Source organism: Candidatus Enterococcus testudinis (genome assembly GCF_002140915.1).
Classification (GTDB): Bacteria; Bacillota; Bacilli; order Lactobacillales; family Enterococcaceae; genus Enterococcus_D; species Enterococcus_D testudinis.
In genome coordinates this window covers 2,583,891-2,599,333 of sequence record NZ_NGKU01000001.1, presented here as the reverse complement: position 1 = coordinate 2,599,333, position 15,443 = coordinate 2,583,891, and the positions used below count along the sequence as shown (strand labels likewise).

At 42.8% G+C, this 15,443-nt stretch carries 18 protein-coding genes; 13 read left to right on the top strand and 5 right to left on the bottom strand.

The genetic code is table 11. The features are described 5' to 3' along the window. Positions 1-26: 26 nt before the first annotated feature. On the bottom strand, positions 27-794 hold the full coding sequence (locus A5886_RS12665) for a MerR family transcriptional regulator (RefSeq protein ID WP_086275463.1): 768 nt from the start codon (positions 792-794) through the stop codon (positions 27-29). A gap of 111 nt (positions 795-905) precedes the next feature. Here A5886_RS12665 and A5886_RS12660 point away from each other — a divergent pair, with 111 nt between their 5' ends. The 5 genes from A5886_RS12660 (at position 906) to A5886_RS12640 (ending at position 6,661) form a co-directional block, all read left to right on the top strand. Beyond that, positions 906-1,760 (top strand): HAD-IIB family hydrolase, encoded by an 855-nt coding sequence (locus A5886_RS12660; RefSeq protein ID WP_086275462.1) that lies wholly within the window; start codon positions 906-908, stop codon positions 1,758-1,760. A 13-nt stretch (positions 1,761-1,773) separates the two neighbouring features. Next, positions 1,774-2,124, top strand: a complete 351-nt coding sequence (locus tag A5886_RS12655; RefSeq protein ID WP_086275461.1) for a DUF1827 family protein — start codon at positions 1,774-1,776, stop codon at positions 2,122-2,124. Positions 2,125-2,250: 126 nt separating this feature from the next. Next, positions 2,251-3,717: a nicotinate phosphoribosyltransferase gene (locus tag A5886_RS12650; RefSeq protein ID WP_086275460.1), complete on the top strand. Its 1,467-nt coding sequence runs from the start codon at positions 2,251-2,253 to the stop codon at positions 3,715-3,717. 65 nt (positions 3,718-3,782) lie between these two features. Beyond that, positions 3,783-4,607: an NAD(+) synthase gene (gene nadE / locus A5886_RS12645; protein ID WP_086275459.1), complete on the top strand. Its 825-nt coding sequence runs from the start codon at positions 3,783-3,785 to the stop codon at positions 4,605-4,607. 230 nt (positions 4,608-4,837) lie between these two features. Beyond that, complete coding sequence (locus A5886_RS12640; RefSeq protein ID WP_086275458.1) at positions 4,838-6,661, top strand: LTA synthase family protein; 1,824 nt, start codon at positions 4,838-4,840, stop codon at positions 6,659-6,661. A gap of 46 nt (positions 6,662-6,707) precedes the next feature. On the opposite strand, the gene A5886_RS12635 is transcribed toward A5886_RS12640, so the two are convergent. Then, positions 6,708-8,354 (bottom strand): MutS-related protein, encoded by a 1,647-nt coding sequence (locus tag A5886_RS12635; RefSeq protein WP_086275457.1) that lies wholly within the window; start codon positions 8,352-8,354, stop codon positions 6,708-6,710. Between the two features lie 45 nt (positions 8,355-8,399). Further along, entirely contained in the window at positions 8,400-8,843 is a 444-nt protein-coding gene (nrdI, locus tag A5886_RS12630; protein WP_086275456.1) for a class Ib ribonucleoside-diphosphate reductase assembly flavoprotein NrdI, read from the bottom strand. A 129-nt stretch (positions 8,844-8,972) separates the two neighbouring features. Between nrdI and gloA2 the strand changes: the two genes are divergently transcribed. After that, positions 8,973-9,350 (top strand): SMU1112c/YaeR family gloxylase I-like metalloprotein, encoded by a 378-nt coding sequence (gene gloA2 / locus A5886_RS12625; RefSeq protein ID WP_086275455.1) that lies wholly within the window; start codon positions 8,973-8,975, stop codon positions 9,348-9,350. Between the two features lie 98 nt (positions 9,351-9,448). Beyond that, positions 9,449-10,015 (top strand): GNAT family N-acetyltransferase, encoded by a 567-nt coding sequence (locus tag A5886_RS12620; protein ID WP_086275454.1) that lies wholly within the window; start codon positions 9,449-9,451, stop codon positions 10,013-10,015. A gap of 4 nt (positions 10,016-10,019) precedes the next feature. On the opposite strand, the gene A5886_RS12615 is transcribed toward A5886_RS12620, so the two are convergent. Both A5886_RS12615 and A5886_RS12610 read right to left on the bottom strand, forming a co-directional pair. Next, entirely contained in the window at positions 10,020-10,541 is a 522-nt protein-coding gene (locus tag A5886_RS12615; RefSeq protein ID WP_086275453.1) for an LURP-one-related/scramblase family protein, read from the bottom strand. A gap of 39 nt (positions 10,542-10,580) precedes the next feature. Further along, entirely contained in the window at positions 10,581-11,450 is an 870-nt protein-coding gene (locus A5886_RS12610) for a Cof-type HAD-IIB family hydrolase (RefSeq protein WP_086275452.1), read from the bottom strand. A gap of 128 nt (positions 11,451-11,578) precedes the next feature. Between A5886_RS12610 and A5886_RS12605 the strand changes: the two genes are divergently transcribed. The 6 genes from A5886_RS12605 (at position 11,579) to A5886_RS12580 (ending at position 15,442) form a co-directional block, all read left to right on the top strand. Beyond that, positions 11,579-12,244, top strand: coding sequence for a uracil-DNA glycosylase (locus tag A5886_RS12605; RefSeq protein ID WP_086275451.1), 666 nt, complete (start codon positions 11,579-11,581; stop codon positions 12,242-12,244). A 163-nt stretch (positions 12,245-12,407) separates the two neighbouring features. Next, complete coding sequence (gene pta / locus A5886_RS12600; protein WP_086275450.1) at positions 12,408-13,391, top strand: phosphate acetyltransferase; 984 nt, start codon at positions 12,408-12,410, stop codon at positions 13,389-13,391. 132 nt (positions 13,392-13,523) lie between these two features. Further along, positions 13,524-13,994 carry a tRNA (adenosine(37)-N6)-threonylcarbamoyltransferase complex ATPase subunit type 1 TsaE gene (gene tsaE / locus A5886_RS12595; protein WP_086275449.1) on the top strand — a complete coding sequence of 157 codons (471 nt, stop codon included), beginning with the start codon at positions 13,524-13,526 and terminating at the stop codon, positions 13,992-13,994. Further along, a complete protein-coding gene (locus tag A5886_RS12590) occupies positions 13,987-14,505 on the top strand; it encodes a GNAT family N-acetyltransferase (protein ID WP_086275448.1) in 519 nt (172 codons plus the stop codon). Before tsaE ends, A5886_RS12590 begins: the two co-directional genes overlap by 8 nt. Positions 14,506-14,527: 22 nt before the next feature. Continuing rightward, complete coding sequence (locus A5886_RS12585; protein ID WP_086275447.1) at positions 14,528-15,043, top strand: GNAT family N-acetyltransferase; 516 nt, start codon at positions 14,528-14,530, stop codon at positions 15,041-15,043. Positions 15,044-15,208: 165 nt separating this feature from the next. After that, positions 15,209-15,442 (top strand): AbrB/MazE/SpoVT family DNA-binding domain-containing protein, encoded by a 234-nt coding sequence (locus tag A5886_RS12580; RefSeq protein WP_086275446.1) that lies wholly within the window; start codon positions 15,209-15,211, stop codon positions 15,440-15,442. Position 15,443 lies beyond the last annotated feature (1 nt).

Here is a 15,443-nt window from a genome sequence, read left to right as displayed (position 1 = left end):
GACTTTTATGTGTGCGGATATTTTGCTTATGTTTGTGTGTAATGCTCAATTACTTGTTTCAAAATGGCTGTGGCGCCGGCGCCGGCTTTCTGATCATAATAATCGGTAAACCGTGAATCGCTGACATACATTTCTACCAGAGTGCGATGATAGGCATCAGAGTAAAAAGGTGCTGCACCCGCTAACCAATTTTTGTGGGCGCTAAAGGCTGCCTCCGCTTTGGTAGAAGGGATAGCTGCAGCGGGATTGTTTAGTAACTCAGATAATAGTTGCAAAAGGTGCTCTTCTTCTGCAGCTAGCTGAATATACGTCTCTTCGGGCATCGCCCGCCACATTTGCTGATTCTTTGCAACTAGATCTGCCCCATACTGTTCTTTGGCTTCAGCGCCATATAATGCTTCACTTTCTGGCAAGGAATGGGTTTTGAAATAGCTGAATTTTTCCTGATCGGTCATTTTTTTCTCTCCTCTATAAGATGCCAATGTATCTGCCAATACATGAAGCATCTCATCTAATTCTTTTTGCTGCAGTAATAGTTGTTGGTAATGTTGTTGTAATAGGGCCTGCACGTTCTCTTCTGATTGTGCCAAGATGGACATAATGGTATCTAAAGGCAGTCCCAATGATTTGAAATACAAAATTTGCTGCAGACGATCAGCTTCTCGTGGCCCATAGAGGCGGTACCCTTTATCAGAGACGGCGGCGGGGTTCAACAAACCAATCTCATCATAATAGCGTAAGGTTCGACTACTGACACCAGATAACTGAGCGAAAGCACTGATGGTATATTCCATTGTGATCCCTCCTATGCCTATATCTTATAGATTGACGTTGCGTCAAGGTCAAGAAAAATGTTTTTCTGTTTTTTTGTTGTGTTATAATTATAGCAAAGAAAGGAAGATACCATGCAAATAGTTTTTTCTGATATTGATGGCACATTTCAAGAGATGGGGCACCCAATCCCTGCAATCAACAAAGAAGCCATCCGTGCTTTACAAGACCAAGGAGACCACTTTGTCTTTGTGACTGGCCGCGGGGTGGCCTTGGTCCAAGAGATGATGAGAGACGAAGAAATCGATTGTGACGTTATTTTTGGCAATGGTGCTGGCATGATGCTGAAGGGACAAGAACCAGTGTTGACCCATACAGTGCCTTTAGAGACCTTGGCGCGCGTCATCGACATTCTAGAAGCACAGCAAGTGTTTTATTTTTTGCACACGGATCAAGGGATTCTTTCTCCTGAAGCCCATCGTTATGAAGCACAGTTTAAAGCCAGTCGGACAGCGTTGATCGATGAACTGGGTGATCGAGGGGCTATGATCGCAGATTACAAATACAACTTTTTCTATCATGAGTGTATCCAACATGAGAATGTGCTGGCCTATATGCAAACAAACCCGACCATTAAGGTTATGAAAATCGAATTAATGGAAGCTTCTGATGAAAAACGTGCCACATTACGCAGATTGATTCAAGGCGCTGATGCAGCTATTTTCCAATCTTTCGTACAAACCTTAGAAATTGTTGATCCGCTCGCGACCAAGGGTGCCGCGATTCGGGCCTTTTTGGAAACATTCCCAGATGCCATGAGTTATGGAATCGGTGATGGTGAGAATGACCTGGCTATGTTTGAGGCAGTTGATATATCGATCGCTGTTTCGAATGCAAGCGAAGAGATCCAAGCTGTGTGCGATCGAATCGTTGACAGTGCGGAAAGCGGCGGTGTCGGCAAATTTATTCTAGGAGAATTGATTTCCTGAGAGGATGATAGCGATGAAACTGATTGAGACCCCTGTAAACCACAACTTGAATATGGAGAGTTTTTATCCGAATATCTCTACATTTATTTTTGACAAAACAGCAATCAAGTTTTACAAAATTTATGCACTGGACCGTACCCAAATTTTGTATGTGGATACGTATGATCAGATTTCTTTGGTATTGATCAACAACAAAAAGAAAATCAGCCGTGATGAAGTGGATACAGCGATTCATCGGTTACTAAAGACAGATCGAGATCATGTTACAGTCAATGTGACGATCCGCAAAGAAATGGAAGCCATAGGAATTGTCTTTTCACAACCGCGAAAAGATATCATCTTGGTGCAATTGCCGGTGGCATAATTAAACATCATTCAAAGAAAGAGGAAGATCCAACAGGACTTTCTCTTTTTAGAATAAACAAGATTTTCTGCGTTTTTTGTTTTTTTTGCTATAATGAGAAGAAGTAAGTTAAAGGGAGTAAGACACATGCAGAAATTATTTAAAGATGATACCTTAACGTTGCACACGGATCTATACCAAATCAATATGATGCAGACGTATTGGGCACTTGGGCGGGCCGAATTGAATGCGGTCTTTGAATGCTATTTTCGCGATATGCCATTTGAAAACGGCTATGCGATTTTTGCAGGTTTAGAACGTTTGATTGATTACTTGAATGATCTATCATTTTCGGACTCGGATATCGCGTATCTTCGAGAAATCGGTGGGTATCCGGAAGCTTTTTTGGATTATTTAAAAGAATTCAAGTTTGCTTGTACGGTTCGTTCTGCCTTGGAAGGTGACTTGGTATTCAATAATGAACCGATCATTCAGGTGGAAGGACCGTTGGCACAAGCCCAATTGGTGGAAACAGCTTTATTGAATATGGTCAATTTCCAAACGCTGATTGCTACCAAAGCTGCGCGGATCAAATCAGTGATCGGCACAGATCCATTATTGGAGTTTGGTTCCCGTCGTGCCCAAGAAATGGATGCGGCGATTTGGGGCACTCGTGCTGCCTTTATTGGCGGGGCAGATGCAACCAGCAATGTCCGCGCTGGCAAAATCTTCGGTATCCCAGCAAGCGGCACTCATGCGCATTCATTGGTCCAATCGTATGGCAATGATTACGATGCGTTTATGGCCTATGCGAAGACCCATAAAGATTGTGTTTTCTTAGTCGATACCTATGATACGTTGGCTTTGGGCGTGCCTAATGCTATTCGCGTGGCTAAAGAAATGGGCGACAAAATCAATTTCCTTGGTGTCCGTATCGATAGTGGCGATATGGCCTATATTTCAAAGAAAGTCCGTGAACAATTGGATGAAGCTGGCTTTACCGAAGCCAAAATATATGCCTCAAATGATTTAGATGAAAATACGATTCTGAGCCTGAAAATGCAAAAAGCCAAAATCGATGTCTGGGGTGTAGGGACAAAACTGATCACGGCTTACGATCAACCAGCATTGGGCGCGGTCTATAAATTGGTTTCGATAGAGAATGAACAAGGGGAAATGATCGACACGATCAAATTATCCAGCAATGCCGAAAAAGTATCGACACCAGGCAAAAAACAAGTGTGGCGGATCACCCGCAAATCAGATGGGAAATCTGAAGGGGATTATGTGACGTTGTGGGAAGAAACACCGCAAAAGGAAAAAGAACTGTTTATGTTCCACCCAGTGCACACATTTATCAACAAAACAGTGACGGACTTCGATGCCCGGCCATTGCTGCAAGATATTTTTGTGGAAGGCAAGCAAGTCTATGATGTACCAGACTTGGAACATATCAAAGCGTATGCTACGAATTGTTTAGATTCCTTGTGGGATGAATACAAACGTGATTTGAATCCGCAGAAATATCCAGTCGATCTTTCACAAGAATGCTGGGACCACAAAATGCGGACGATTGACAAAGTACGCAAACAAACAAAAGGTCAAATAGTATAAACACACAATAGATGTAGCGCCATCTAGAGAGAGTGAACCGACTAAAATTCAAGGGGGCATTTTTTATGACATTGCAACAAGAGATTATTCAGGAGTTAGGGGTTTTACCAACGATCGATGCAAAGGAAGAAGTCCGAAAAAGCATCGATTTCCTCAAAGCGTATTTGCAAAAGAATCCGTTTTTGCATACATTTGTTTTAGGCATCAGTGGTGGTCAAGATTCGTCTTTGGCGGGTCGGATCGCACAGTTGACGATGGAAGAAATGCGCAGTGAAACCAATAACCCCAATTATCAATTTATCGCAGTACGTTTACCTTATGGTGAACAAGCTGATGAAGAAGATGCAAAGCGTGCGCTTGATTTTATCAAACCTGATATCTCATTGCGGGTCAATATCAAAGGGCCTGTTGATGCGGAAGTTGCCGCAGTGGAAGAGGCAGGGTTAGCGATCTCTGACTTCAACAAAGGCAATATCAAAGCCCGCCAACGGATGATCACACAATATGCGATCGCCGGCGAAAAAGCTGGCGCAGTGATCGGAACCGATCATGCGGCAGAAAATATTACTGGTTTCTTTACAAAGTATGGTGATGGTGGTGCGGATATTTTGCCACTGTTCCGTTTGAACAAACGCCAAGGACGTCAGTTATTGGTCTATCTAGGTGCGCCAGAAGCATTGTATACCAAGGTACCTACGGCTGATTTAGAAGATGGCAAACCATTGGTGGCGGATGAAGCCGCATTGGGTGTTACGTATAGTGACATCGATGATTATTTGGAAGGCAAGACAGTTGACGCACAAGCGCAGCAAACGATTGAAAACTGGTGGAACAAGACCCATCACAAACGGCATTTGCCAGTCACGATTTTTGATGACTTCTGGAAATAACAAGTCGTACTAAATAAGGATAAACGATCCTCAAGGTGAACAATGAGTATTTTCAACAGGCTAGATGCATGCTTGCACCGACCGCTCATTGTTACACGTTGGGGATTTTTGGCATGTGCTGGATGTAATCATGATGCCAAGCGCCAGGCAACGCCTTTACATTATATCGGGGAAAGCATAAAATACGTAGGGGACTAAAAATGGTCAGGGTACAAGGAGGAACATTCTAAATGAAACAAAAATACCCGCTTTATGGGAAGATCGCCTTAAAAGTGGTTGCCGTGATTGGCTTGATCATTTTCAGCAATCTGTTTTTACAATGGTGCCAAAACAATCTATCTGTCAGTCTAGCCCTCAAGTTTGCCTTTTCTTGGCATACTGAGAAGTTTTTCTTAGCGTGTTTGGTGCTTGCGCTGGTATATGGACTCTTTGCCAGCATAGCAGGGTCCTTGCGGATCGGTGCTGTTTTTTATAGTGTGGTGATTGGTATTTTGGGATATGCCAATTATACGAAAATGGTCTATCGGCAAGAACCGATTTATCCAGATGATCTCAAAATGGTGACGCAATTCACCTTGCTGCGAACGATGATTGGTAATGGGCCTTTCTTGTTGGCGATGGTTTTGGTCATCGCAGCGATTGGAGCTATTGGCTGGAGTATCTATCGCAGCCGTAAATTGAAGAGAGGCCAACAGCTCTCCCGCGGGGTAGTAGTGCTCCTTTGTTCATTGGGCTTAGTCTATGTCTCGCATTTCAATGACAGCACAAATTTACTGCGTAAAGCCTACAATCGGACGGCTCTTTGGATTCCTTACTCGCAAAAGATGAATTATTACAACACGGGCTTTATTGGGGGCTTTTTGTTTAATTTGCGGGTCGATGCAATGGACAAACCAGAAGGGTACAGCGAAGAAGCCATTGAAGCCATTGCTAAAAAATATAGTGAGTTGGCGCAAGAAAAGAATCAAACGCGAGAAAGTGAAGCGCCGAATATCGTTTATGTCATGAGTGAAAGTTTTTCTGATCCGAGTCATTTGAATGGTATCACGATCACCGGGGACCCTTTAAAGGATTATTATCAGGTAGCGGATCAAACCATTAGCGGCAAAATGCTTTCGCAAAACTACGGTGGTGGGACAGCCAATATCGAGTTTGAAGCATTGACTAGTTTTTCGATGGGCTTGATGAATCCGCAAATGACCACACCTTATACGATGTTGGTACCGAAACTGACGCAACTGCCTTCTTTGGTTTCTTTTTTAAGCCAGGACGGCTACCAAGCTACAGCCATTCATCCGTACGATACGTCGATGTACAAGCGTAAAGATGTCTATGATGTCATGGGTTTTGACGAATTTTTGGATCAAGATACCATGACGTATACAGACAAAATCGAAGACAATCCCTATATATCGGATGCATCAGCTTATCAAGAAGTGATGTCTGTTCTTTCGGATGATACACAACCACAATTCGTTCATTTGGTGACCATGCAGACCCACATGCCGTATGTTGGTAAATATGATACGCTGGATTATCAAGCAACGGGCGATGGAAATATGGATTCACTGGAAAACTATTTGCAAGATGTATCGTATAGTAGTACCGCATTGAAAGCATTTATCTCTGAATTGTCCACATTGGACCGGCGTACATTGGTGGTTTTCTGGGGAGATCATTTGCCGGGAATCTATTCAGATACGATCAAAGACCAAAACGATACAGCCACACTCCATGAAACACAATTTTTGATGGTTGATTCTGATGGAGATTTCCAACAGCAAGACGTTGAAGTGACGAGTCCATTTTACTTTGCGCCGACCCTTATAGAGGAGAGTCAGCAACCGACAAATGGTTTTTATGAGATGTTGTTGGCCTTGCAAGAGGAACTGCCGGCTTTTGAAACAGGGCAATATTATATCGGCGGACAATGGCAAACGCAATTGTCCTTGAATAAGGAAACGCAGGAAATCTATGATGCCTATCAAATGATTCAATATGATATTTTGCAAGGTAATCAGTATAGCCTAGATACCGATTTGTTCGGAGAGTAAAAAAAGAATCACTTCGCTGGAGGCCAGCTGAAGTGATTCTTTTTGATTACATATCAGACCATGTTCGGGTTTCATCAAAGATGGCTGCTGCTTCCTTGGCATCATCAACGATGTCTTTTGGATAGCCTAGTACACCAAGTAGGGCGATCGCATTACGGCTTTTGGCAGGGCCGGATTTCACTTTGTAATCGAAGGAAATCCCGTCATCAGGTGTAACTTGTTCAGAGAAATGGATATTGCGGCAATCCTGTTTCAGTATCTCGGTTAGTTCGATATCGTGGGTCGCAACAAATGCAAGACTTGGATAGCGGCTGAGCCAGTGGATGATACTTGAAGATGCAGCGATCCGCTCCACCGTATTGGTTCCTTTAAGAATCTCGTCCACAAAACAATAACAGCGTTCCTTGGTAGCTACCTGGTCCAACAAGCGCTTGATCGATTTGATCTCAGCTACAAAATAACTATCACCTTTAAAGAGATCATCTTCGACAGCCATTGAGGTGATCACATGTGCAGGTGCCAAGGTGAATGTTTCAGCGACTGCTGTTTGAATGGTTTGCGATAGCCAACAGTTGATGGCGATGCTTTTGACATAAGTGGATTTACCGGAAGCATTTGCACCAGTCACTAGCGTATTGTGTCCCCACGCAACATCATTCATGACAGCTTCTTTCAGCAACGGGTGATAGGAACCACTGGATGTGACAGGTCCTTCCTTGAACGCTGGCGTGCAAGTGATCGGCATATAGGTCCGGAAATTCAGGATAGCTGCAGCGACTTCTAATTTGCCTAACAAGTTCCACAACTGAACAGCAGCATCACGATGCTTGGCAAGGGTGTGATTGACGTACTGATAGGAGATAAAAGGCAGCATAAAGAAAATATTGATATATTCGAACAGCATATCGCCGTCGCTGCCGTTTTTCGATCGAAAGGAAATGGCAAACCGCGGGATGTTTTTTAAGGGTTTCAACGCGTCTTTGATTTCTTGCTGCAAGGGTGTGTTGATTTTAGCGATTTGATTCCCGCTAGCGATCGTCTGTACCAAATAGCGCATACTATTCAGTTCCGTTTCTAAACGGGCTTTCTTGATCGAATAGTAGATCGTGTTGAACAAAATACTGATCAACGTCAAAATCAATCCTTGAGGAATATCAATCAGAAATAACAGCAAGCCGATAATCGGCAACAAGCCTAGACAGATAAATAATGGCAGAGAGCCAATCGAAGGAGAAGCATCTGCAGCCAAATAAGACTTGGAAAAATTGTGATCTTGTTTGCCTAAACGAGCAAAGGTATATTGTGACTGTTCTCTGGCAGCACTGTTTTGATCAAAAAAATCGATCAAAGAGGTCAATTGGGTATCTTTTTCAAATTGGTAATTGCGTAATTGCTGATACAATGCTTCTGAGCCAACACTCGAGTAGGTCAGATTCACTGCTTCAAACAAGGCAAAGCCATCGAGATCATACCAAGTGATGTCGTCAATCTCACTGTCGTAATGATGAAAATTTTTTTCGATCAACCAGGCTTTTTTTAGGCTATCTTCTTTATCAAAACGCGGTTGACGCGGCAATTTTCCCCAAGCGCGCTGGACATAGCGCCGAAGTTTGATCCGATTCCATATATCTAATGCGATGATCACTGCTATTACGATGACAATAAGGGCAATCACGGTGAGTTGTGGTGTCATGAGCTTTCTCCAATCTTTCGTTAAACTACATATATAGAATCAAGCTTACTTTGCGGATGTGTCGACTTCTTTCAAAATCGAATAGATGGTTTCTATGTCTTGATTGGTGCCACGCAATTCAAAGTCAGCCAGAAACGGTACATCAAATTGAGCAGCATATTGTTTGGCTGTCAGACAGTATTGATAGTTGAAGTTTTTGTTGCCACTGCCAATGACCCCTAAACAATGGGTCGCATTGTCGCCAAAATCAATATATTCTCGCAAGGTTTCGGTCAAAATCTCTTGGTCACCATTGTCGACGCCGTTGCCGCCTTCTAAATAAGTCGGCACAAAAGCCACAAATGGTTCTGTTTCTGCTTCAAAGATACTGTTGTCATGAATTTCCTTGACAGACCATGTATGCTTGGCTGGTTGGTCAGCAGCGTAAGCGTGCAACCGATTGACAAACGCCCGTGTATTTCCTGATATAGATATATAGAGTAGATTCATATTTTATCACCTTCCCTTATTCAGTATACCAGAAACCCATTGGTAAAAATCTAAAAATCTGGTGAAGCTTTTTCTAGTCAAACAGGCGTATAGGCGATACACTGATAGAGAAACGAGAGGAGTGAGCCGATGTTTGAACAAATGCATCATATCGCCATCATTGCAAGCGATTATCAACAAACAAAAACATTTTATGTGGAGAAACTAGGATTTGAGGTGATTCGGGAACATCATCGCCCAGATAAAGGGGATATCAAGATCGATTTTCGTTTTGGTGATGGAGAGATTGAATTATTTATCAATGAACATGCGCCGGCCAGACCAAGTTTTCCAGAAGCGGCTGGATTGCGTCACTTGGCGTTTCATGTGACCCATATTGAAGAAGTAGTAGCCACTTTGGCGGAGAAGGGCATTACGTGTGAGCCGATTCGCTATGATACCTTTACAAATAAAAAAATGACTTTTTTTCAAGATCCGGATGGTTTGCCATTGGAGTTGCATGAATAAAGCGTCTCAGATCAATTTGTGGGAGCAGCATAGATAAAACATGCTTGGTTTTTATGTGAAAAATTGTTATGCTAAAAGAAGAACGAGGAGGGATAAACGTGATAAGATTTGCAAAAAAAGAAGATCGATTCGCAATGGCTGATTTAGTCTTAGTGATTTTAAAAGATATGGAATTGCCGTTTGTCAAAGAAATTGGTGAAGCCAAAACGCTTGAGATTTTGGCAGATGCGATGCTGGAGCCTAGTTACCGTTATGGCTATACGAGAGCGTTGGTCAATGAAATCGATGGTGCAATAGCTGGTGTTGCTTTTGGCTATCCGGATAAAGAAGAAGCAACGATCGATCAACCGTTAGATCGTGTACTAGAGCAATACGGGTTAAGCAAGGAAATGAAATTATTTGTTGATGAAGAAACCATGCCCAACGAATGGTACCTAGACACGATTTGTGTTGCAGAAGACTTCCGGGGACATGGTGTGGGCTCCGCATTATTGGAAGCTTTGCCAAAAATCGCGCACCGAGATGGATATGATGTGATTGGATTAAGCGTCGACCGCGCCAATCCCAATGCCAAACGCTTATATGAAAAACATGGGTTTGCAGTCGTTGCCCAACGGGAAATCAGCGGACATCTCTATGATCATATGCAAAAGAAAACCAGCTGAGCAATCAGCTGGTTTCGTTGTGCAGTCGTAATTCTAAAGGATGATCGCTCTTTTTTTGCCGATTGTACAGCCAATAATCCATCACTGCGGCAATGCAGATGCAAACGGGCGCATCTTGATCATCTGTGACGTTCAGGACATAATAATCGCCGGTCAGCAGTGTTGCTTTGTCCATCTCCATGATTTTTTTGTTAAAATGGTGGATACCATAGCGATGATGATAGATATCGCCATGGACAGCCCAGTGCAGTTGCTGGATGTAATAAAAATCTCCCGGCCAATTAAAAATTTTCTGCAGCGTGCCGACTTTCTCAAAGTCTTTGTAGATTTCAAAGCGGGTCCCAAATGTGAAACTGATTTGCTTGATACTGGCCAAAAGTTCACCATTCAAACAATAGAGGGATAAGGCATCCCCTTTGGTTCCCCAGCGGCCAACCATCAAAAACAGCGATTTGCCCTTTTCGTCTTTGACGATCGTTCGCGTGATTTTACTCAGTTGTTTGTCTTGAATGAAAAATTCGGACATACCTCCGCCTCCTTTGTATCCCCAAAAAGCAGTGTATACTTACAAGTTTTCCGCTATTGCCCGCATGATTGCTTTTCCTACACCAGATTCGATATTGGTATTGGTCAAATATTTGGCAGCTTCTTTGACTTCCAGTTCACCGTTGCCCATAGCAAAACTGACACCAGCTGCTTGCAGCATGCTCAAATCATTTAAGTTATCACCGATTGTTAAAACATCAGATAGATCGATCCCGCGTTCTTTGGCAACATGGGCCACGGCGATACCTTTTTGGGCATTGCGATGATTGATCTCGATATTGTTTTGACCAGAAGAAGTGACCACCAAATCGCCATAGCCGTCAATCACTTGCGTGATCGGCGCCAATACGCTGGCACCATCTGGATGAAAACAAATGATTTTTAAGAATTCCAGCTCTTCTAGCAAAAACAATTCGGAAAAATCACCTACATAATTGATCGGCAAAAATTCTAAGCGAGCAGCAGTCATGGCAATCGCCATTTTATGCGTCAAATGGGGCATTGCTTCCGCAGTATGGATCGCGAAGTTTTCGATCCGGCGGGTTTGACTTTCTGAATAGATGCCATTGCTCGTGGAGATTTCAAAATAGATTTGATGTTCTTTCAATAGATCCATGATCGAACGGGTTTTCTCACGGTCAATAGGTACAGTGAACAACGATTGCCCGCTGGCATCAAAGACTTGTGCGCCATTCAAGGTGATCATGGCACAATCCAGACCCGCTTCTTCTAATGGCGGCAAAGCTTCTTTGCGGTTACGCCCAGTGGCCACCATGAACTCGATTCCTTTTGATTGCGCATATTTGATAGCTTGGATATTTTCTTCTGAAATCTGCATGCTGGCATTGAGTAATGTGCCATCCATATCAGAAGCGATTAATTTTATCATATTCAGCGTCCTTTCTGATTGTTTCTACTAACTAGTGTACCACAAAATGGGTTAGAATTTTCTGTTGAAGAGTAAATCTTGCGTCGCCTGATCATAGTTTGTTATGATGAAGAAAAAAGGAGGATCTCATGAATCCATCATTACCGCAGGACTGGCAAGAGCGGTTGGCTACTAGTTTTGCCCAGCCTTATTATCAAAAATTGCAACAGTTTTTGGCAAAAGAATATCAAGAATATACGGTATATCCTGAACGATCGCATATCTTTCAAGCATTACAGCTGACACCTTATCAAGAGGTGAAAGTGGTGATTTTGGGGCAAGATCCTTATCACGGACCCAATCAAGCCCATGGCCTGGCGTTTTCAGTTCAGCCAGGGGTCAAAATCCCTCCTTCGTTACGGAATATCTATCAGGAACTTAGTGCGGATCTACAAATTGCACCGCCAAACGATGGGTATTTGGTGCCTTGGGCCAAACAGGGTGTTTTTTTGCTGAATACAGTTTTGACTGTTCGCGCAGGAGAGGCCAATAGTCATCATGGTCAGGGCTGGGAGCGATTGACAGATACAATCATCGAGACATTGAATCAGCGAGAGAAACCAATGATTTTTGTGTTATGGGGGAAACCTGCACAAAAGAAAATTCCTTTGATCAACTCGGATAAGCATTTGATCTTAACAGCACCGCATCCAAGCCCTTTGTCGGCCTATCGCGGCTTCTTTGGTTCCAAACCATTTTCTGCGATCAATGATGCGTTGACACGGATGGGGGAAACGCCAATCAAGTGGGCATAGATGATAAATAATACAGTGTCAGAACTGTATTGTTTTCTCAAGCTATATTTGTGAATTCATTAACTAATTGTAAATAATTAGACTGGTACAGGATTTTTATCTGTTCTTTTTTTTACTTCTATTGTACAATGTAAGGGTATAAAAAAACTGGAGGTCATTATCCGTGGAATTATTCGAAAGCTTAAAATTTAAAATCGTGCGTCGTCATATCAAAATCGTCTTTCCTGAAGCAACTGATCCTCGTATCCTAGGTGCTGCGAGCCGTTTACGTTCAGAAGAATTGATCGAACCTGTCTTGGTTGGTAATCCTGCAGAAATTGAAAAGGCTGCGGAAGCCCGTGGAATCAATATTGCCAACTTCGAGATCGTTGATCCATCTTCTTATGATCGTTGGGATGAAATGGTTGAAGCTTTCGTTGCCCGACGTAATGGCAAAGTAACCAAAGAACAAGCGGAAGAAATTTTGAAAGATGTCAACTATTTCGGTACAATGCTTACTTACATGGGCATTACTGATGGGATGGTATCTGGCGCAATCCATTCAACTGGTGACACTGTTCGTCCAGCATTGCAAATCATCAAAACCAAACCAGGTGTCAGCCGTACCAGCGGTGCCTTCTTGATGGTACGTGGCCGGGATCAAGAAAAATACTTATTCTCAGACTGTGCAATCAATGTGAACCCAACCGCTCAAGAGTTAGCAGAAATTGCTGTTGATTCTGCAAAAACAGCAGAATTGTTTGAAATCGATCCTAAAGTAGCGATGTTGAGCTTTTCTACTAAAGGTTCAGCGAAAGCACCAGAAGTGGATAAAGTGGCTGAAGCAACTAAGATTGCCCAAGAATTAGCCCCTGAATATGAAATCGATGGTGAATTGCAATTTGATGCTGCTTACGTATCATCTGTTGCACACTTAAAAGCACCGGATTCTGAAGTAGCAGGGAAAGCAACTGTCTTTATTTTCCCAGATTTGCAATCAGGGAATATTGGCTACAAAATTGCCCAACGTTTTGGTAATTTTGAAGCAATTGGCCCTATCTTGCAAGGCTTGAACAAACCAATCTCTGACCTTTCTCGCGGGTCAAATGAAGAAGATGTCTACAAGTTATCAATCATCACTGCAGCACAAACATTGATGGAAAAATAAAGCGTATTTTTAGCCGGTCCTTCAAAGGGCTGGCTTTTTTGTACTTCTGAGAGGATAGGCACTTCATCTTTACAATGCACTGGCAAACAAGCTATACTAACACAAAGCAAATGAGAATAAAGGGTGATAGATATGATAACCATTGAGAATACAACGGCAACTGAAGCTTTGGCGATCCTGATAGGTCAGGTGGCGCAACCTGGGGACAATCTAGTGTTAACAGGCGATCTCGGTGCTGGCAAAACGACATTGACCAAAGGGATCGCCAAAGGACTAGAGATTGACCAATTGATCAAAAGTCCAACTTATACAATCATCCGTGAATACAATGGACGCATTCCTTTGTACCACATGGATGTTTATCGTGTATCTGGAGATGCCGATGCTTTAGGTTTGGATGAATACTTTGAAGGAGATGGTCTGTCCGTGATCGAATGGGGCAACCAACTTGCAGAAACGTTACCGCAAGATTATTTAGAACTGATTATCGAAAAAGATGATACAGATTTGGATAAACGAATTGTGAATTTTCGTGCATACGGGGTACAAGCAACAGCATTTTTAGATCGTATCCAGCAGCGATGGGCTACAGCCCATGACTGAGATCCAATTGGAGATACGACAAGCACAAGCAACAGATGCTGCCGCTGTCTTAGCGGCAAGTCAACAACTGGCTACCGAAACGGATTTTTTGTTGATGGATGAAGAAGGTCTGGCTTTGCCAGAAACCTTGTTGGCACAAGAACTGGCTGCATTGGCAGCGCAAGACAACTATCTGCTTTTGTTGGCTTTCGATGGTGATCGAGTCATTGGAATGGCTTCAATCAAAGGCAATAATGAATGGCAACTGAGTCATGTTGGAGAGATCGGCATCTCGATTCTCAAAGCGTATTGGGGTTTAGGATTAGGCTCGATTTTGCTGGAAGAATTGTTGGATTGGGTCAGCGCAACCAATCTGCTGACTCGCATCGAATTGACCGTACAAGTGAGAAACGAGCGGGCCATTGGATTGTATCAGAAATTTGGATTTGTCACTGAAGGGTGTATGAAGCAAGCCGTGCAGACAAAAGACGGTGAGAAAGTTGATGTTTGGATGATGGCACGATATTTTTAATGACAGACGAGAGGTGTTTTGCGTGGAATTTAGAGAAGTATCACTACAAGATCAAGCACAGGTGCAGGTCTATCGGGATGCGTTTATCGCCTGCAATGAAGTCATCCATGGCGGAGCAGGATTGGCGCAAGCTGCATCGGTTGCCCAGTGGCTAAATGATCTGACCTTATTTGCCTCTGAAACGACTGTTCCAGCTGGTTACGTTCAAGCCAAAACCTATGTGGCGATTGAAGACGGCTTGATTGTTGGTTTATTGAATCTGCGTTTGTCTCTCAATGATTTCTTGCGGCATTATGGCGGCCATATTGGCTACTCAGTCAAACCTGATCATCGTCAGAAAGGGATCGGTGCAGCGATGCTCAAAGCAGGGTTGCAACAGGCTAAAGCAGAAGGCTTAACAAACGTGCTGCTGATGTGCAATCAAGAAAACAGTGCTTCGGCAAAAGTGATCGAAGCAAATGGTGGGCAATTTGCTGATCAAATCATCGATCCTAGTGATGGCGCTTTGTTGCGTCGGTATTGGATTGATGTGACGTGACAAAGAATTTCTTGCTGCTAAAATTCATTAACAATGCTTGATTTTACATCTGGAAATTAGAGGAGAGACATTTTTATATTGTAAACAAATACGGAGCATTCAAGGTTTGACAGTATATTTACTTGATATTGAACTTGATTTAACTCAAGAGGGAGATGATTCCACATGGAAATAAAAGCAAGAAAAATAGGCAATTCAATAGGTGCAATTTTTCCAAAAGACATTTCTCCAGAAATTGGCGAAACATTTACCATTTTAAAAGTGGAAGATACATATATATTGAAACCTAAAAAGAAAGATATTTTCAGTGACCCAAATGATTGGCAAGGGTTTAGAAATAGTATCTCTTCTGATGATAGAGAATGGAACAATATGAAATCAGAAGGGGAGGAAAGTTAAG

Excerpts from the sequence above, each read along its gene's own strand:
- A5886_RS12665 (WP_086275463.1), bottom strand. The coding sequence starts at position 794 with ATGGAATATACCATCAGTGCTTTCGCTCAGTTATCTGGTGTCAGTAGT.
- A5886_RS12660 (WP_086275462.1), top strand. The coding sequence starts at position 906 with ATGCAAATAGTTTTTTCTGATATTGATGGCACATTTCAAGAGATGGGG.
- A5886_RS12655 (WP_086275461.1), top strand. The coding sequence starts at position 1,774 with ATGAAACTGATTGAGACCCCTGTAAACCACAACTTGAATATGGAGAGT.
- A5886_RS12650 (WP_086275460.1), top strand. The coding sequence starts at position 2,251 with ATGCAGAAATTATTTAAAGATGATACCTTAACGTTGCACACGGATCTA.
- nadE (WP_086275459.1), top strand. The coding sequence starts at position 3,783 with ATGACATTGCAACAAGAGATTATTCAGGAGTTAGGGGTTTTACCAACG.
- A5886_RS12640 (WP_086275458.1), top strand. The coding sequence starts at position 4,838 with ATGAAACAAAAATACCCGCTTTATGGGAAGATCGCCTTAAAAGTGGTT.
- A5886_RS12635 (WP_086275457.1), bottom strand. The coding sequence starts at position 8,354 with ATGACACCACAACTCACCGTGATTGCCCTTATTGTCATCGTAATAGCA.
- nrdI (WP_086275456.1), bottom strand. The coding sequence starts at position 8,843 with ATGAATCTACTCTATATATCTATATCAGGAAATACACGGGCGTTTGTC.
- gloA2 (WP_086275455.1), top strand. The coding sequence starts at position 8,973 with ATGTTTGAACAAATGCATCATATCGCCATCATTGCAAGCGATTATCAA.
- A5886_RS12615 (WP_086275453.1), bottom strand. The coding sequence starts at position 10,541 with ATGTCCGAATTTTTCATTCAAGACAAACAACTGAGTAAAATCACGCGA.
- A5886_RS12610 (WP_086275452.1), bottom strand. The coding sequence starts at position 11,450 with ATGATAAAATTAATCGCTTCTGATATGGATGGCACATTACTCAATGCC.
- A5886_RS12605 (WP_086275451.1), top strand. The coding sequence starts at position 11,579 with ATGAATCCATCATTACCGCAGGACTGGCAAGAGCGGTTGGCTACTAGT.
- tsaE (WP_086275449.1), top strand. The coding sequence starts at position 13,524 with ATGATAACCATTGAGAATACAACGGCAACTGAAGCTTTGGCGATCCTG.
- A5886_RS12590 (WP_086275448.1), top strand. The coding sequence starts at position 13,987 with ATGACTGAGATCCAATTGGAGATACGACAAGCACAAGCAACAGATGCT.
- A5886_RS12580 (WP_086275446.1), top strand. The coding sequence starts at position 15,209 with ATGGAAATAAAAGCAAGAAAAATAGGCAATTCAATAGGTGCAATTTTT.